Genomic DNA, 15,856 nt, shown 5'->3' with positions numbered 1-15,856 from the left:
GTAGGGTCGGAGCATGGCCACGCCTCAGACCCCTTACGACGCGGTGCTGCACGCCGCACGCGACGTGACCAAGCTGGAGTCCGCCCTCGACGCCGAGATGCTCGGCAGCGCGCTGCTGGGCAGTGTCTACGCGATCGCGGAGACCGACCGCGACACCGCCGTGCGGGAGTTCGTCACCGGGTTCCTCGCCGCCACCGCCCGCCGCCGGATCGCGGCGGCGACCACCATCCGGCAGGTCTTCGCCACGCTCGTCCCGACCGCCGAGGGCACCGAGCGGGTGCGCCCGGGCAGCCAGGCGCCCGCCTGGTCCGGGCAGCTCGGCCGGGTGCACCTGACCGGCAGCTGGGCGTACGGCGACGTGTACGGCGACCAGACCTCCTACCTCGCCACCTTCGCGTACGACGACGCGGCCGGTGGCCCGGAGCACGCCCTGGTGGCCCTGGTCGACCACAACATCGGGATCACCAAGGACATCTTCGTCGGCGGGCCGGCGGAGCGGATCCTGGACCAGGTCCGGCAGATGTGCGCCGACGACGAGCTGACCTGGTTCCGCACCGAGGACCCGTCCCGGCTGCGGGGCGAGGTGGCCCGGCACCTCTCGGTCACCGACGACCTGACCGAGCTGCCCGGCGAGGGTTCGCTCTCCACCGACCGCGCGCTGGTCGGCGCCCGGCTGGCGCTGCTCCCCACGGCAGCCGACCCGACCGGCCCGGCGGAGGTCGAGCCGCTGTCCGCCGCCGAGCGCACCGACCTGGTCCGGCGGTTCCTGGCGGCGCCGGAGGCCGCCCGGTTCGGGCTCGACAGCGTCGACGGCCCGGAACTCGCCTCGCTGCACTTCTGCCTGAGCCTGCTGCTGGACCACTCGGCGAGCTTCCCGGACGCTGACCCGATGCGGTGGAGCCCGGCCGTGGCCGGGCTCTTCCTGCTCGACTGGGTGCACCGCCGCGCCGTGCTGGACATGGACGACGCGGCGATGCTGCCCCGGGTGCTGCGCGCCTGGGCCCGGTACGCGTCGCGCCAGCGCGGGCTGCCCGAGGCGGCCGCGACACGCACCGACGAGGCGATCGAGGAGATGGTGCCGGAGTTCGCCCGGCTCTACTCCACCGGCGAGCGGCGCAGCCCGGCCACGGCCGCGGTCGCGCAACTGATGGCCGACGGCGTGGACCCGGACGACCCGGCCGCGCTGGACGCCTGGATCGAGGCGAACCGGCACCGCCTCGCCGACGACGGCGCCTGACGGCCGCCGGGCGGGCGGCACCACGCCGCCCGCCCGGCGACGGTCGCTCAGCGCAGCAAACCGAAGACGACCGCGGCGATCAGCGCGCCGAGCACACCGCCGGCGAGCACCTGCGAGACGGTGTGATCCCGCAGGCGTACGCGGGACCAGCCGACCACGGCCAACAGCGGCGCGGCGACGAGGAACCCGCGCCCGAAGGTCAGCGCCAGGATGACCAGGGTGCCGGCGGAGACCGCCGAGTGGATCGACATCTTCCACCAGTGGCTCACCGACACGGCGACCACCAGTCCGACCAGCCCGGCCACCGCCAGCGCCAGCAACGGCCGGGGCGCGCCGAGGACGACGAGCAGGGCGAGCCCGGCGGCGACCGAGCCGAGGCCGACCAGCAGCGGCACCCGGCGCTGCTCCCGACGGCCGATGTGGTGGTCGGTGAGCCGACCGCGGCGGACCCCGCCGACGATGTAGGCGAACGGGATGCCGGTGACGAAGAGCGTCGCGAGCAGACCCCAGAGCAGGCCGCGGGCACTGCCCCGGGTGCTGTGCCAGCTCACGGCGACCATCAGCAGCGACACCAGCACGGCCGGGGCGGTCAGCTCGGTGACCAGTCGGGCGACCCGCAGCCCTGGACCGGGCCGGGCGGCGACCTGGCGGGGTTCCACACCGCCGCCCACGCCACCCCCTCCGGTACGCGCCTACCGTCGACCACCGCCGTCTCGGCGACGCCTGCTCGTCACCGTACCGCCGGGGACTGGGTGGGACGCGTGGGTCCGGCCGGCGACGGACGCCCGGTTGGCGTCGCCGGGTCGGCCGACGTGGGCGGCGTGACCGGTGGTCGCGCGGTGACCGACGACGGCATCCGGGAGGTCGGCGCGTGCGGCGACGGCGGGGTGGTCGGCTCGGGCCGGGTGGTCGGCGGGCCGGGCATGGTCGACGGGCCAGGGGTGGCCGACGGGTCGGGCGTGGCCGACGGGCCGGGCGTGGCCGACGGGCCGGGCGTGGCCGACGGCGGGGATGTGCTGGCGGGTGCGGGGAGGGTGCTGGTGGGGACGGCGGTGGCGGTCGACGAACCGGTCGCGGTGGGTGTCGCCGAGTCGGTCGGCGTCGGGCTCGGCGGGGGCGTTTCGGTCGGGTCCGGGTCCGGTGACCCGGTCGGCGCCGGCGACGGCGACGGGCTGGTCGGGTGCGGGGGCGGGGGCGCGGCCGGCGGGGCGCTCCGGGTGGGTCGCGGCGCCGGTGGCGCGGGCACCATCCGACGGGCGGGCAGCCGGTCGTCGGCCGTCGGGCCGGACCACGACTCGTCCGGGAGACGCCAGGGAGCGGCGGGCACCCAGTCGGCGGTCGCGGTCGGGCCGGCGCTGGGTGTGCCCGGTGCCGGCAGCGCGACCGGCGGCGGTTGACTGGTCACCGGCATCGGGATGACCACCGGCCCGACCGACGGGGTCGGGATGAACGGGGTGCTGGTGTCCGGTAGCGCGCTGCTGCCCGGGGTGGCCGAGCCCGCGCTGACCGCGGCGAGGACGGGCATCGACGCGGTGCCGGCCAACAGTGCGACGGTGAGCAGGTAACCCCGGGAGGGGCCGCCCGCGCCGGGTGCCCGGTGTGACCCGATCACCCGGCGGTAGCCGCCTGGCGACCGGTGGCGTCCGAGCATGGGTGTGCCGGGACCGTCACCTGGCTCGTCCACCGCACACCCCTTGTCGTCGCCGTCCGAGGCACGCCGGGGGCGTTCACCGGTGGGAATCCGGCTAATCACCCGATCGGCACGTTCCTGCGGTAATCAGCCTCGCCCAGTCACCCTCGGTCAGCCAACATCCACCGCGTGTCGACACGCGACACTGGCCGAACGGTGACGAATCATCACCGGATTGCCTGGTGGGCGCAGGGCGGCACGATGGCGACAAAGAACATCAAACCGTAGGCGGTCGGAATGCGAGGCAGGCGTACTGTGGGCCCGCTCACCTGCTCTGCGAATATGGAGCACGACGGCAACGCAGCCGTGACCTCCGCGCACCCTCGCGGCAGGCGCGGCCCGGCGCCGGCGCTCCCGAACCGGGTTCGGCCAGAACCCGGCTTCACGCCGCGCGGCAACCCCCACCGGGGCTAGGCGCGGCCGCCAGGAACCGGTCCGGCAGCAGCCGGGCAGGCGCACGAGTTGCGTGGCCGGGTGATCCCCCGGTGCCGACGCAGACACGACAGGGAGAGACCGATGGCAAAGGGCGACCCCGGGGGCACCACCCGCAGCAGGCGGGCAGCTCCCCGCTCCAAGAAGGGCGCGACCGGCGACCCCGAGCTGGTGCAGCTGCTCACCCCCGAAGGCGAGCGGATCGACAGCGCCACCGGGCCGGACGGCACCGAGTACCGTGTCGACTTCACCGACGAGGAGTACCGCGGGCTCTACCGCGACCTGGTGCTGGTCCGCAAGCTGGACGCCGAGGCGACCGCGCTCCAGCGGCAGGGCGAGCTGGGCCTCTGGGCCAGCCTGCTCGGCCAGGAGGCCGCCCAGGTCGGCTCCGGGCGCGCGCTGCGGACGCAGGACATGGCCTTCCCGACCTACCGGGAGCACGGCGTCCTCTACTGCCGGGGCATCGACCCGATCATGCCGCTCGGTCTGTTCCGCGGCGTCGACCAGGGCGGCTGGGACCCGAACGAGTTCAAGTTCAACATGTACACGATCGTCATCGGCGCGCAGACCCTGCACGCGACCGGGTACGCCATGGGCATCACCATGGACGGCAAGGTCGGCACCGACGACGGCGAGGCCGCGATCGCCTACTTCGGCGACGGGGCGACCAGCCAGGGCGACGTGAACGAGGCGTTCGTCTGGGCCAGCGTGTTCAACGCGCCGCTGGTCTTCTTCTGCCAGAACAACCAGTACGCGATCTCCGAGCCGCTGGAGCGGCAGACCCGCGTCCCGCTCTACCAGCGGGCCGCCGGCTTCGGTTTCCCCGGCGTACGGGTGGACGGCAACGACGTGCTGGCGTCGTACGCGGTCACCCGCACGGCGCTGGACAACGCCCGGCACGGGCAGGGGCCGAGCCTGATCGAGGCGTACACCTACCGGATGGGCGCGCACACCACCTCCGACGATCCGACCCGTTACCGGATCGCCAGCGAGGTGGAGTCGTGGCAGGCCAAGGACCCGATCATCCGGGTCAAGGCCTTCCTGGAAAAGCAGCAGATCGCCGACGCGGCCTTCTTCGCCGAGGTCGACGAGCAGGCCCGCCGCGAGGCGGTGCACCTGCGCGAGCGGGTGCTCACCATGCCCAACCCGGAGCCGGTGACGATGTTCGACCACGTCTACCCCAACGGGTCGCCGCTGCTCGACGAGCAGCGTGCGCAGTTCAACCGCTACATGGAGTCGTTCGAGGGGAGCGCCCACTGATGGCCACGGAGACGCTCACCCTCGGCAAGGCCCTCAACACCGGCCTGCGCCGCGCCCTGGAGACCGACCCCAAGGTCATCATCATGGGCGAGGACGTCGGCAAGCTCGGCGGCGTCTTCCGGATCACCGACGGGCTCCAGAAGGACTTCGGCGACCAGCGGGTGATCGACACCCCGCTGGCCGAGTCCGGCATCATCGGCACCGCCGTCGGCCTGGCCATCCGTGGCTACCGGCCGGTCTGCGAGATCCAGTTCGACGGGTTCGTCTACCCCGCGTACGACCAGATCGTGTCGCAGGTGGCGAAGATGCACTACCGCTCGGGCGGCCGGCTCAGCATTCCCATGGTCATCCGGATCCCGTACGGCGGTGGCATCGGCGCGGTCGAGCACCACTCCGAATCGCCGGAGGCGTACTTCGCCCACACCGCCGGCCTGAAGGTGGTGACCTGCGCCAACCCGCAGGACGCCTACGTGATGATCCAGCAGGCCATCGCCTCGGACGACCCGATCGTCTTCCTGGAGCCCAAGCGGCGGTACTGGGAGAAGGGCCAGGTCGACCTGGACGCGCCGCTGTCCGGCGCGTACCCCCTGCACTCGGCACGGGTGGTGCGGCCCGGCACCGACGTGACCCTGCTGGCGTACGGGCCGATGGTGCGGACCTGCCTGGAGGCCGCGACGGCCGCCGCCGAGGACGGCCGGGAGCTGGAGGTCATCGACCTGCGCTCGCTGTCCCCGCTGGACCTCGCCGCCGCCTACGAGTCGGTGAAGCGCACCGGCCGCGCGGTCGTGGTGCACGAGGCGCCGTCCAACATCGGCCTCGGCGCCGAACTGGCCGCCCGGATCACCGAGGAGTGCTTCTACTCCCTGGAGTCGCCGGTGCTGCGGGTCACGGGCTTCGACACCCCCTACCCGGCCGCCCGGGTGGAGGAGGAGTACCTGCCCGACCTCGACCGGGTGCTCGACGCCGTCGACCGCACCTTCGGCTGGTGAGCGGCATGTCCCGGATCAAGACGTTCAACCTGCCCGACCTGGGCGAGGGGCTGACCGAGGGCGAGATCCTGGCCTGGCTGGTCAAGGTCGGCGACACCATCGAGCTGAACCAACCGATCGTCGAGGTCGAGACGGCCAAGGCGGCGGTGGAGATCCCGGCGAAGTGGGCCGGGCAGGTGCAGGCGATCCACCACCCGGAGGGCACCACTGTCGAGGTCGGTACGCCGATCATCGCGATCGACACCGACCCGGGCGCGGGCCCGCTGGACACCACCGCGTCGACCACGGCCACGCCCACCGGCGACCTGCCCACCCCGTCGGCGGCCTCGCTGGCGGCCGTGGAGCTGGCCCCGGCCGAGGGCATGATCGAGCCGGGCCTGATCGGCGGTGCCGCCCCGGGCGGGCGGACGGCGGTGCTCGTCGGCTACGGCCCGCGTACCACCGCCGCGAAGCGCCGGCCCCGCAAGGGTGCCGTACCGGCGCAGGCCGAGGCGCCGGTCGCGCCGGCACCGGTCGCACCGCAGCCGGTCACGCCGGAGCCGGTCCGCAACGGGAACGGCGGTCCGGTGCCGGGCGGGCTCGTGTTGGCCAAGCCGCCGGTACGCAAGCTCGCCAAGGACCTCGGCGTCGACCTGAGCACGCTGACCGGGTCGGGGCCGCTGGGCTCGATCACCCGGGAGGACGTACAGCAGGCGGCGAGCGGTTTCGTGGCGGCGGCCGAGCCGGTCGCGGTCACCCGGGCCGCGACGAGCGTCGCGAGCTTCGGCGCCGACCGTGAGCAGCGCATCCCGGTCAAGGGCGTCCGCAAGCTCACCGCCGAGAACATGTCCCGCTCGGCGTTCACCGCTCCGCACGTGACGGAGTTCCTGACCGTCGACGTGACCCGGGCGATGAAGGCGCTGGAGCGCCTGCGGGGCCGGCGGGAGTGGCGCGACGTCCGGGTCTCGCCGCTGCTGCTGGTGGCGAAGGCCGTGCTGCTGGCGGTCAAGCGGCACCCGATGGTCAACTCGACCTGGGCCGGCGACGAGATCGTGGTCAAGGAGTACGTCAACCTCGGCATCGCGGCGGCCACCGAGCGCGGCCTGATCGTGCCGAACGTGAAGGACGCCGGCCGGCTCTCGCTGCGGGAGTTGGCCGACGCGCTGAACGGCCTGGTGCAGACGGCGAAGTCCGGCCGCACCTCGCCCGCGGACATGTCCGGCGGCACCCTGACCATCACCAACGTCGGGGTGTTCGGGGTGGACACGGGCACGCCGATCCTGCCGCCGGGCGAGTCGGCGATCCTCGCCTTCGGCGCGGTGCGGGAGATGCCGTGGGTGCACAAGGGCAAGGTCAAGGCGCGGCAGGTCACCACGCTGGGTCTGAGTTTCGACCACCGGATCATCGACGGTGAGCTGGGCTCGAAGTTCCTGCGCGACATCGGCGACTTCCTCGCCGACCCCGAGGCGGCGTTGCTCGCCTGGACCTGACCGGTCCGAAACGCCAGCCACGGCCGGTGTGCCACGGGTTAACGCCCGGCACACCGGCCGTGTCCGTTGAGCGACGAAACCGTCGGCCACAAGCCCCCTTGACCTTTGATTGTTAGGCAGGTGTCCCATCTCACCTAATAATCGATGGAAGTTGGCCGAGTTCTGCGGTTGAATAGATGCATCAGGGGCCGACAACCGAATAGCCAGGAGGACCCACCAAATGAGCATGATCGAGCGAATCCGCAACCACCGCGACGCCAACCGCCGCGCCCGTGCCATCGAGCACGCGCTGCGCTCGGCCAACTCGCCGGCCGTTCGCGAGGAACTCCTCGTCATCGCCCAGCGTCACATGAGCTGACGCTCCACGACATTCCTCACCTCCTCCAGATCGATGGCCCATCCGGCTCACCGGATGGGCCATCGGCGTTGCGCCAGCACCTGACACCGGGATTCCGTGCTGCCGCAGCGCCCGGTACGGTGGGCTTCGGTCGCCGCCCGCCGGCCCGGCCGACGCCGAGCCGATAGAAGCTGCTCGACACCACCCGGCGACGGGGAGTGACGACCGGTGCTCCTTGGACGCCTCGTGCGGCCACCGGATACGGTGCGGGGAGCCGGCACGGCGGTACGCCGGTGACGCCGGCAGCCATGCCGAGGAGACCGATCGGCACCGGCGGCCGACATGTGATGGAGGAGGCGCACCCATGACGTCCGAGGGCCCGCACCGCCCCGGCCAGGAGCCGGACGAGGTGTCACCGGGCGCCGGCGGACCGGCGCCGTACGGCGACCGCCCGGCGCAGCCGGACAACGGCTACAACGCCACCGCCCCCGAAATGGGCTGGGCGCCCCCGCCACCCGCGCGGCCGAACCCGTCCGCCCCGGCCTGGGCGACCCAGTCCGAGCAGCAGCCGAACCCCGCCTGGGGTGCCGCCGCCGCACCGCAGTCCAGCGACCCGGCGCAGCCCGCGTGGGCCACCGGCGGTGCCGCGCCGGAGCAGGCGCAGCCCGCCGCATGGACTCCCCCGCAGCAGGGCTGGACGCCGCCCGAGCAGGCCGCGCCCGCCTGGGCCGCCGGTTCCCCGGAGCAGCCCGACTGGGCACCGGCCCAGCCGGCCGCCCGGGGCGCCGCGCAGGTGCCCCCGGCCACCGCCGCGTGGCCCGCCGCCCAGGACGACCCGTCCCGCTCCGGCGGATGGGCTGGCGCGGGGCAGGCCAACCCGCCCGCCGGTGAGTGGCACGCCGATCCGGCGCAGCCCGCCGGCCGATCCGGCGCAGCCGGCCCGCAGGACGACCCGTCCGGGTCCGGTGGCTGGGCCGTCGGCGCCGCCGCGCGGGATGACCAGCCCGTCTGGACGCCAGCCGAGCAGGCCCCGCAGACCTGGGGCCAGCCCGCCGGGCAGGCCGAGCAGCCGTCCCCCGGCTGGGGGCAGTCCGAGTCGGCCGGCTCCCGTGGCGCGGCCCAGGTCCCGGCGGCGAACTGGCCCGCGCAGGAGGAGGCCCCGCAGCCCGCCGCCTGGGGTGCCGCCGAGGGCCGCCCGCAGCAGCCGGACTGGGTGCTCGCACCCCAGGACCAGCCGGCCGAGCGTCCGGAACCCACCGCCTGGCCCCAGGCCGAGCAGGCCGGCCCTGCGGCCGCCCGGGCCAGCGTCAGCGTGCCCGGCAGCGACGCGACGCCCGGCTGGGCCGCCGCCGGCCCGGACAACCCGGTGCAGGCCAACCCCGGGGTCGCGGAGGTTCAGCCGTGGGCGCCGGGCGAGGTGTGGGGCCGCGCCGAGGCGGAAGCCCAGTCGCGAGGCGGCTGGGACGCCGACCGGGCTGACGAGCCGCCGGCCTACCAGCCGGCGCCCGCGCCCGGCATCTCACCCGCCAACGCGGTGCCGCTACCGCCGCAGGAGCAGCGCGTGCCGGGCGCCAGCCTCGCCGCCGCCCCGCCGGCCGACTACGCGCCGTCGACGCAGTACCCCCCGATCCCCGAGCAGCCGGCCTATGCCGACCGGGACGCCCCGGAAGCGGCGGCACAGTACGAGGCCGAGCCGGCCGGCTGGGGCCGGGCCGAGGAGGCGTCGGCGAGCGCCGCCGCGGTGCCCGCTCCGCGCACCTCCCCGGAGTCGGGAGCGGGCCGCGCCGTCGTACCGGTCTCGGACGCCGAGTCGGCCGCCAGCGCGGCGAGCCGCGCGTCGGCGAGCGCCTCGGTGCCGCTGGCCAGCCGGGTGATGCCCCCGGCCGACCAGGCCATGCGGCCGACCAGCGCCGCCACGCCACAACCCCGGGTGTACGGCCGCCCGGCCCGACCCGAGTCGGACAACGAGCCGGAGCAGGCAGCCCCGGAGGCGTTCCAGGCCGACCCGGCTCCCGAGCGTCCGGGCATGCCTGACTGGCAGCAGGACGCCGGCCGCCAGGGCGCGCCCGACTGGCAGCAGGACACTGGTCGCCCGGCCATGCCCGACTGGCAGCAGGCGCCTGAGCGCCCGGCCGCGCCGGACTGGCAGCAGGCCCCGGAGCGCCAGGGCCCGCCGGACTGGCAGAACGGGCCGGATCGGCAGCAGGGCTTCCCCGGTTGGGGCGACGACTCGCCGTCCGAGCCGCAGTTCGACGACCGGGAACGGTCGTCGGCGCCCAACGGGTTCGGCGAGCCCCCCTCGGCCGCTGCCGCGCCGCCGGCGTTCCCACCCGGTGTGCCGTCCTTCGTCGACGCGCCGGGCAACAACCGGCCGGTGAACGGCGTTCGACCGCAGTCCGGCGGTGAGCGCCCAGCCGACCGCTTCGGGGCACCGGCCGCCGGCACCGCCGCGGTGAACGGCGCGCCGGGCTTCGGTGCGCCGGCCATCGAGCAGGCGCCGGGTGGTCAGTTCCCGGCCTTCCCGCCGCCCCAGCAGCCAGGGCCGTCCTGGGGCCAGGAGGCCACCGAATCGGACCAGGGCCGGTTCGACTCGTTCAAGCCGGACGCGGAGGAGCCCAAGGCGGAGCCTCCGGTGCCGAAGGTGCGCAACGGTCGGGTCCTGGCCGCGGTGTTGATCGCCGCCGTGCTGATCCTGGCGGTGCCGCTCGGCCTGCTGATGCTGCTCGGCAAATTCGGCGGTGGGGACGACTCGCCGGCCTTCGACCCGGCGGTCGGCACCTGCGTGAAGCAGGCCGGCCAGGGCGCCTCGGCGGTGGACTGCGGCGAGGCGGGCGCGTTCACGATCGTTTCCAAGGTGGACGCGAAGGACAAGTGCGCCGACCCTGCTCAGCCCCACGTGGTGCTGCCCGGCGAGGGCACCAACCGGGTGCTCTGCCTCAAGCCGGCCACCAAGTAGAACGCATCGACGGCGGAGCCACGGGCAACCGTGGCTCCGCCGTCGTCGTTCCCGCCCGCTTCACCAAACTCAAACTCGGGCACAATCCGCTTGTGGAACGCGAACTGGCGGCGGCGCTGGAGCTGATTCTGTCCGATCTCGAGACGCACGGCGGGGTGCAGCCCGACCTTCGTGACGAACCGTGGCGAGACGACCCCCATACCGCCAGCGCCTTTCTCTACGCTGCCGATGGTTCTGGCCAGGGAGTCTCGGTCGACCTTGGCCAACCGACCGTTACCCAGCTCGTCACGCTCGCCGCCCAGGTTCAGGAGTGGGCGATTGAGGCGCTGTGGTCTCTGGGCCGCGCCACCAATTGGCCACCCTGTCCCGAGCATCCGGTGAGTCACCCTCTGACGGCGGTGGTACGCACCGGCCGAGCGATCCGATCTGGGTCTGTCCAACCCTCGCCACCGAGATCAGCGAGGTCGGCGCGCTCGGCCGCTGACCCACCCGGTCTGGCCTTCGGGGTCAACAGATGCCTGCGCAGGCTCGTCGTCGCATTATGACGAGTCACGTAGGCCGCCACCTCGACGGCGACTTCGGCGGGCACTCGGCCCTGCGCCACCGCCTCTTCGCGCGCGTAGGGGCACGGATAGCAGGAACCGTGCGTACAGGTCGACCACCGGCACCGTCGGAAGGTCGTTCACGGCAGCCACGAACTGACTCGCGAGGTAGGTCGCCGCCGCCCAGGGGTCACCGACCGCGAACATGGCCCGAGCCTCAGGACAGGGGTACGGCTGTCCACACGCCTCGCAGTCCCACGACGGGCGCTGCGGCCAGTGCGCGTTCACCGGCGCCACCCCACGTTGGTCCGATTCGCCGGAGAGCGCAGCAGACACGGCGCTCGGACCGGCTGGGCGTCGGTCCGTGTCGGCTCGCTCGCCCAACCGCGGGAGCGGCGGACCAGATCGGACGTTATTGGCTCCACACTGACCGTCGGCCGCATCTGGGACGCCTCCGAGGTCCGCGCGTACGCAGCGAAGCGCCGGGAACGCAACGAGGGCGGCCGCGGCTAGGCCCTGTCGGATTCCTCGGCCGACCCGACCCGAAATCCAGATGGCAGTCGATGTCGGGACCCGTTTCCTTGATCGATGGCGGCTGAGCAACTAGACACGCCGAGCATCGCCTTGCTGAGCTGCCACCGATCGCCTGGCTGACAGCTCTGTCGCCCGGGTCACGGCGGCCGGGCCCGCGAGGCGTGGCAGGCTGACAGGCATGGGAACGACAGCGCGCGTACGGGCACCCGAACTACGGGGCCGGCAGTGGCTCAACACCGGCGGCAAGGACCTGACCTTGCAGGATCTGCGCGGCAAGATCGTCCTCGCCGATTTTTGGACCTTCTGCTGCATCAACTGCCTGCACGTGCTGGACGAGCTGCGGCCGCTGGAGGAGAAGTACGGCGACGTACTCGTCGTGATCGGCGTGCACTCGCCGAAGTTCGAGCACGAGAAGGACGCCGACGCGCTGGCCGCCGCCGTCGAGCGGTACGGCGTGCACCACCCCGTACTCGATGACCCCGAGCTGGACATGTGGCAGCAGTACGCGGCCCGGGCCTGGCCGACCCTGTCGGTGATCGACCCGGAGGGTTACGTGGTGGCCACCATGGCCGGCGAGGGCCACGCCGAAGGGCTGGGTCGGCTGATCGACGAGCTGATCGCCACCCACGAGGCGAAGGGCACGCTGCACCGGGGCACCGGTCCGTACGTCCCTCCGCCGGCCCCGGAGACCGCGCTGCGCTTCCCGGGCAAGGCGGTGCTGCTGCCGGACGGCAACCTGCTGGTCTCGGACTCGGCCCGGCACTCCCTGGTCGAGGTGGCTCCGGACGGCGAGACGCCGGTTCGCCGCATCGGCTCGGGCGAGCGGGGTCGGGCCGACGGGCCGGCCGAGGCGGCGACCTTCTCCGAGCCGCAGGGCCTCTGCCTGCTGCCCACGCACGTCGCCGAGGTGGCCGGCTACGACCTGGTGGTCGCCGACACCGTCAACCACCTGCTGCGCGGCGTACGGCTGGAGTCCGGCGAGGTGGTCACCGTGGCCGGCAGCGGCCGGCAGTGGCGTGCCTCGGTCGACGACCACGCCCACGACGCGCTCTCCGTGGACCTGTCGTCCCCGTGGGACCTGGCCTGGTACGACGACAAGCTGATCATCGCGATGGCGGGCATCCACCAGCTCTGGTGGTTCGACCCGATCAAGCGGACCGCCGGCATGTACGCGGGCACCACCGTGGAGGCGCTGCGCGACGGCCCGCTGGCCGAGGCGTGGATGGCGCAGCCGTCGGGGCTTTCCGTCTCCGCCGACGGCGCCCGGCTCTGGATCGCCGACAGCGAGACCAGTTCCGTCCGGTACGTCGAGAACGGGGTGCTGGGCACCGCCGTCGGGCAGGGGCTCTTCGACTTCGGGCACGTGGACGGGCCGGCCGAGTCGGCGCTGCTCCAGCACCCGCTGGGGGTGTGCGCGCTGCCGGACGGCTCGGTGCTGATCGCGGACACCTACAACGGCGCGGTGCGCCGCTTCGACCCCGCCACCGGCCAGGTGTCCACGGTCGCGGACGGGCTGGCCGAGCCGAGCGACCTGGTGCTCACCCCGGCCGGTGAGGTGCTGGTGGTGGAGTCCGCCGCGCACCGCCTGACCCGGCTGGCGCCCGGCGCGTTGTCGGCGGCCGGTGCGAGCACCGTGGACGGCCCCCGGCACCGCACCGAGCGCAAGCCGACCGACGTGGCGACGGGCGAGGTCATCCTGGACATCGTCTTCACGCCCGCGCCGGGGCAGAAGCTGGACGAGACGTTCGGGCCGTCGACCCGGCTGGTGGTGTCCGCCTCCCCACCGGAGCTGCTGGTGGAGGGCGCCGGCACCGGCACCGAGCTGTCCCGTCGGCTGGTGCTCAACAGCGAGGCGACCGGCGGGGTGCTCCAGGTGACCGCCCAGGCGGCGACCTGCGACGCGGACGTCGAGCACGCGGCCTGCCACCTGACCCGGCAGGACTGGGGCGTCCCGGTGCGGGTGGTCGACGGCGCGGCGTCCCGGCTTCCGCTGGTCCTGCGCGGCCTGGACGCCTAAGCGGCGAACGGGGCGAGCGGGACGTCGGCGTCGATCAGGGAGGCGCGGACCAGCTCGGTGGCGGAGACCGCCCCCGGTGTGTCCCCGTGTACGCAGATCGACTCCACCGGGCAGGGGATCACGGTGCCGTCCACCGCGACGACGGTCCGTTCGGTGGCCATCCGTACCGCCCGGGTGGCCACCTCCTCCGGATCGGTGATCAGCGCGCCGGGTGCGCCGCGCGGCACCAGCGACCCGTTGGGCAGGTAGCCGCGGTCGGCGAAGGCCTCGGCGACCACGGGTAGGCCCGCGCCGACGGCGAGCTGGGCGAGCGTCGAGCCGGGTAGGCAGAGCACGGGCAGTTCGGGGTCGTGGCCGCCGACGGCGGCGACCACCGCCGCCGCCTGGGACTCGTCGGTGGCGGCCGCGTGGTAGAGCGCCCCGTGCGGCTTGAGGTAGCGGACCCGGGTGCCGAACAGCCGGCAGAAGGCGTCCAGCGCGCCCAACTGGTAGGTGATCTCGTCGCGCAGCTCGGCGAAGTCGTACGCGATGTGCCGCCGGCCGAAGCCGGCCAGGTCCCGGTAGCCGACCTGCGCGCCCACCGCGACGCCGCGCTTCGCCGCGCCCTCGCAGACCCGCCGCATGGTGGACGGGTCACCGCCATGGAAGCCACAGGCCACGTTGGCGGAGGTCACCAGGCCCAGCAGCGCGTCGTCGTCACCGAGCCGCCAGATGCCGAATCCTTCGCCCAGGTCAGCGTTGAGGTCCATGAAATCTGACGGTAGTACCTGGCCGGGCCTGCGCGAGCGGGGTCACGTCGGTGACCACCCCGATGACCGGGTAACCGCCGGTGGTCGGATGGTCGGCGAGGAAGATCAGGGGTTGGCCGTCCGCCGGCACCTGTACCGCGCCGAGCACGATGCCCTCGCTGGGCAGTTCGCCGGCGACCGCGCGGGGCAGGGCCGCGCCGGCGAGCCGCGCTCCAACCCGGTTGCTGACCGGGCTGACGGTGTACGCGGTGCCGAACAGCAGGTCGAGCGCGCTCGGGGTGAACCAGTCGTCGCGGGGGCCGAGGCGCACGCTCAGGTGCAGTTCGGGCGCGGGTGCCGGGCCGATGGTCACGTCCACCGGCGCGGGTTCGGCCGGCGGCACGCCCAGCGGCAGCCGGTCGCCGTCGCGCAGCACGGGCGGGCCGAGCCCGGCGAGGGTGTCGGTGGCGCGGCTGCCGAGCACCGGCGGCACGTCGATCCCGCCGGCCACGGCGAGCCAGTTCCGTACGCCCCGACGGGCGGGGCCGACGCGCAGCACGGTCCCGGCCGGCACGGTGAGCGGGCGGCCGATGTCGCCCGGCCGGTCCCCGGCGCGGACCGCCACCTCGGCGCCGGTGATCGCCACGGTGGCGGCGTGGGTCAGCCGCAGTGTGCAGCCGGTCAGGGTGATTTCCAGGCCGGCGGCCTGTTCGGTGTTGCCGACCAGCCGGTTGGCGAGCCGCAGGGCGGTCGGGTCGAGAGCGCCGGAGCGGGGTACGCCGAGGTGCGCCCAGCCGGGTCGGCCCAGATCCTGCACGGTGGTGAGGGCGCCCGCGCGGAGCACCTCGATCTCGGCGGGCCGGGTCACGTCGTCGCCACCATGCGGACGCGGGTGCCGGGACCGAGCCGGGCGGGCGGGTCGCCGTCGACGTCGAAGAGGGGCAGGTCGGTCCGGCCGACCAGCAGCCAGCCGCCGGGGGACGCGCTGGGGTAGATGCCGGCGTACGGGCCGGCGAGGGCGACCGAGCCGGCCGGCACCCGGGGGCGGGGAGTGGGCAGCCGGGGCAGCGCCAGGTCGGCGGGGAGCCCGGTCAGGTAGGGAAAACCGGGGGCGAACCCGCAGAACGCCACCCGGAACCGGGTGCTGGTCAGGCGGCGCAGCACGGCCGGCACGTCGACGCCCCAGTGGTCGGCGACGACCGGCAGGTCCGGCCCGTCGAACTCGACCGGAACGACGACCTCCGCGCCGTGGCCGCCGCCGATTGTCGTGTCGCCGCCTCCGGCGCCGGCCGCGACGCCGTCGTCCTCAGTGGCGCCGGCCGCGACGCCGTCGCGCTCAGTGGCCCCGGCCGCGACGCCGGCGCGCTCGGTGGCGGCAGCCGCGGCGGTGACCGCCGGTGCCCAGCGAGACAGCAGGTCGGCGGTGGCGCTGGGGTCGGGCAGGCCGTCGAGCAGAACGGTGCGGGCCGCCGGCACGATCTCGACCGCGTTCAGGTCACCCTGCTCGCGGCGGCGCCACAACTCGGCCCGCCACGCTTCGACCAGGGCCGCCTCGGGAATGTCGGCCGGGGCGGTGCAGTCGAGGAGCAGGGCGTGCGCGCCGGCGGGTCGGATCCGCATCCGCTCATCCTCGCCGATGCCGTGTCGGCACGGTGTTCACGGTGA

General features: G+C 74.2%; 14 protein-coding genes. 10 read left to right on the top strand and 4 right to left on the bottom strand.

The window, feature by feature from the left end; genetic code table 11:
* Nucleotides 1-13: 13 nt before the first annotated feature.
* Nucleotides 14-1,237 (top strand): hypothetical protein, encoded by a 1,224-nt coding sequence (locus tag ACFYPH_RS11040; RefSeq protein WP_354860191.1) that lies wholly within the window; start codon nt 14-16, stop codon nt 1,235-1,237.
* Between the two features lie 47 nt (nt 1,238-1,284).
* Here ACFYPH_RS11040 and ACFYPH_RS11035 read toward each other — a convergent pair whose 3' ends face one another.
* Nucleotides 1,285-1,908, bottom strand: coding sequence for a phosphatase PAP2 family protein (locus ACFYPH_RS11035; RefSeq protein WP_363940635.1), 624 nt, complete (start codon nt 1,906-1,908; stop codon nt 1,285-1,287).
* Nucleotides 1,909-2,058: 150 nt separating this feature from the next.
* Here ACFYPH_RS11035 and ACFYPH_RS11030 point away from each other — a divergent pair, with 150 nt between their 5' ends.
* The 9 genes from ACFYPH_RS11030 (at nt 2,059) to ACFYPH_RS10990 (ending at nt 13,463) form a co-directional block, all read left to right on the top strand.
* Entirely contained in the window at nt 2,059-2,634 is a 576-nt protein-coding gene (locus tag ACFYPH_RS11030) for a hypothetical protein (RefSeq protein ID WP_387180956.1), read from the top strand.
* An 18-nt stretch (nt 2,635-2,652) separates the two neighbouring features.
* Nucleotides 2,653-2,802 carry a hypothetical protein gene (locus ACFYPH_RS11025; protein WP_354863004.1) on the top strand — a complete coding sequence of 50 codons (150 nt, stop codon included), beginning with the start codon at nt 2,653-2,655 and terminating at the stop codon, nt 2,800-2,802.
* A gap of 641 nt (nt 2,803-3,443) precedes the next feature.
* Nucleotides 3,444-4,619, top strand: coding sequence for a pyruvate dehydrogenase (acetyl-transferring) E1 component subunit alpha (gene pdhA / locus ACFYPH_RS11020; RefSeq protein ID WP_387180952.1), 1,176 nt, complete (start codon nt 3,444-3,446; stop codon nt 4,617-4,619).
* On the top strand, nt 4,619-5,608 hold the full coding sequence (locus ACFYPH_RS11015; RefSeq protein WP_354863001.1) for an alpha-ketoacid dehydrogenase subunit beta: 990 nt from the start codon (nt 4,619-4,621) through the stop codon (nt 5,606-5,608). The genes pdhA and ACFYPH_RS11015 overlap by 1 nt, the downstream gene beginning before the upstream one ends.
* 5 nt (nt 5,609-5,613) lie before the next feature.
* Nucleotides 5,614-7,077 (top strand): dihydrolipoamide acetyltransferase family protein, encoded by a 1,464-nt coding sequence (locus ACFYPH_RS11010; RefSeq protein ID WP_387181471.1) that lies wholly within the window; start codon nt 5,614-5,616, stop codon nt 7,075-7,077.
* Nucleotides 7,078-7,297: 220 nt separating this feature from the next.
* Nucleotides 7,298-7,435 carry a hypothetical protein gene (locus ACFYPH_RS11005; RefSeq protein ID WP_007454215.1) on the top strand — a complete coding sequence of 46 codons (138 nt, stop codon included), beginning with the start codon at nt 7,298-7,300 and terminating at the stop codon, nt 7,433-7,435.
* Nucleotides 7,436-7,778: 343 nt separating this feature from the next.
* On the top strand, nt 7,779-10,370 hold the full coding sequence (locus ACFYPH_RS11000; RefSeq protein WP_387180948.1) for a hypothetical protein: 2,592 nt from the start codon (nt 7,779-7,781) through the stop codon (nt 10,368-10,370).
* 92 nt (nt 10,371-10,462) lie between these two features.
* Nucleotides 10,463-10,915 carry a hypothetical protein gene (locus tag ACFYPH_RS10995; protein ID WP_387180945.1) on the top strand — a complete coding sequence of 151 codons (453 nt, stop codon included), beginning with the start codon at nt 10,463-10,465 and terminating at the stop codon, nt 10,913-10,915.
* 709 nt (nt 10,916-11,624) lie between these two features.
* Nucleotides 11,625-13,463 carry an NHL domain-containing thioredoxin family protein gene (locus ACFYPH_RS10990; protein ID WP_387180942.1) on the top strand — a complete coding sequence of 613 codons (1,839 nt, stop codon included), beginning with the start codon at nt 11,625-11,627 and terminating at the stop codon, nt 13,461-13,463.
* Here the strand turns inward: ACFYPH_RS10990 and ACFYPH_RS10985 are convergent.
* The 3 genes from ACFYPH_RS10985 to ACFYPH_RS10975 are packed head-to-tail and all read right to left on the bottom strand — an operon-like array spanning nt 13,460 to nt 15,811.
* Nucleotides 13,460-14,212 (bottom strand): 5-oxoprolinase subunit PxpA, encoded by a 753-nt coding sequence (locus tag ACFYPH_RS10985; RefSeq protein ID WP_354854996.1) that lies wholly within the window; start codon nt 14,210-14,212, stop codon nt 13,460-13,462. The genes ACFYPH_RS10990 and ACFYPH_RS10985 overlap by 4 nt on opposite strands.
* Nucleotides 14,196-15,059, bottom strand: coding sequence for a biotin-dependent carboxyltransferase family protein (locus tag ACFYPH_RS10980; RefSeq protein ID WP_387180938.1), 864 nt, complete (start codon nt 15,057-15,059; stop codon nt 14,196-14,198). The genes ACFYPH_RS10985 and ACFYPH_RS10980 overlap by 17 nt, the downstream gene beginning before the upstream one ends.
* Nucleotides 15,056-15,811, bottom strand: a complete 756-nt coding sequence (locus tag ACFYPH_RS10975; protein WP_387180935.1) for an allophanate hydrolase subunit 1 — start codon at nt 15,809-15,811, stop codon at nt 15,056-15,058. Before ACFYPH_RS10975 ends, ACFYPH_RS10980 begins: the two co-directional genes overlap by 4 nt.
* Nucleotides 15,812-15,856: the final 45 nt, after the last annotated feature.

This window comes from Micromonospora sp. NPDC005252, from assembly GCF_042872475.1.
GTDB lineage: Bacteria > Actinomycetota > Actinomycetes > Mycobacteriales > Micromonosporaceae > Micromonospora.
The sequence above is the reverse complement of the archived record's forward strand: the minus strand, read 5'-3'. Positions and strand labels throughout refer to the sequence as shown.

Excerpts from the sequence above, each read along its gene's own strand:
- ACFYPH_RS11040 (WP_354860191.1), top strand. The coding sequence starts at position 14 with ATGGCCACGCCTCAGACCCCTTACGACGCGGTGCTGCACGCCGCACGC.
- ACFYPH_RS11025 (WP_354863004.1), top strand. The coding sequence starts at position 2,653 with ATGACCACCGGCCCGACCGACGGGGTCGGGATGAACGGGGTGCTGGTG.
- pdhA (WP_387180952.1), top strand. The coding sequence starts at position 3,444 with ATGGCAAAGGGCGACCCCGGGGGCACCACCCGCAGCAGGCGGGCAGCT.
- ACFYPH_RS11015 (WP_354863001.1), top strand. The coding sequence starts at position 4,619 with ATGGCCACGGAGACGCTCACCCTCGGCAAGGCCCTCAACACCGGCCTG.
- ACFYPH_RS11010 (WP_387181471.1), top strand. The coding sequence starts at position 5,614 with ATGTCCCGGATCAAGACGTTCAACCTGCCCGACCTGGGCGAGGGGCTG.
- ACFYPH_RS11005 (WP_007454215.1), top strand. The coding sequence starts at position 7,298 with ATGAGCATGATCGAGCGAATCCGCAACCACCGCGACGCCAACCGCCGC.
- ACFYPH_RS11000 (WP_387180948.1), top strand. The coding sequence starts at position 7,779 with ATGACGTCCGAGGGCCCGCACCGCCCCGGCCAGGAGCCGGACGAGGTG.
- ACFYPH_RS10990 (WP_387180942.1), top strand. The coding sequence starts at position 11,625 with ATGGGAACGACAGCGCGCGTACGGGCACCCGAACTACGGGGCCGGCAG.
- ACFYPH_RS10985 (WP_354854996.1), bottom strand. The coding sequence starts at position 14,212 with ATGGACCTCAACGCTGACCTGGGCGAAGGATTCGGCATCTGGCGGCTC.
- ACFYPH_RS10975 (WP_387180935.1), bottom strand. The coding sequence starts at position 15,811 with ATGCGGATCCGACCCGCCGGCGCGCACGCCCTGCTCCTCGACTGCACC.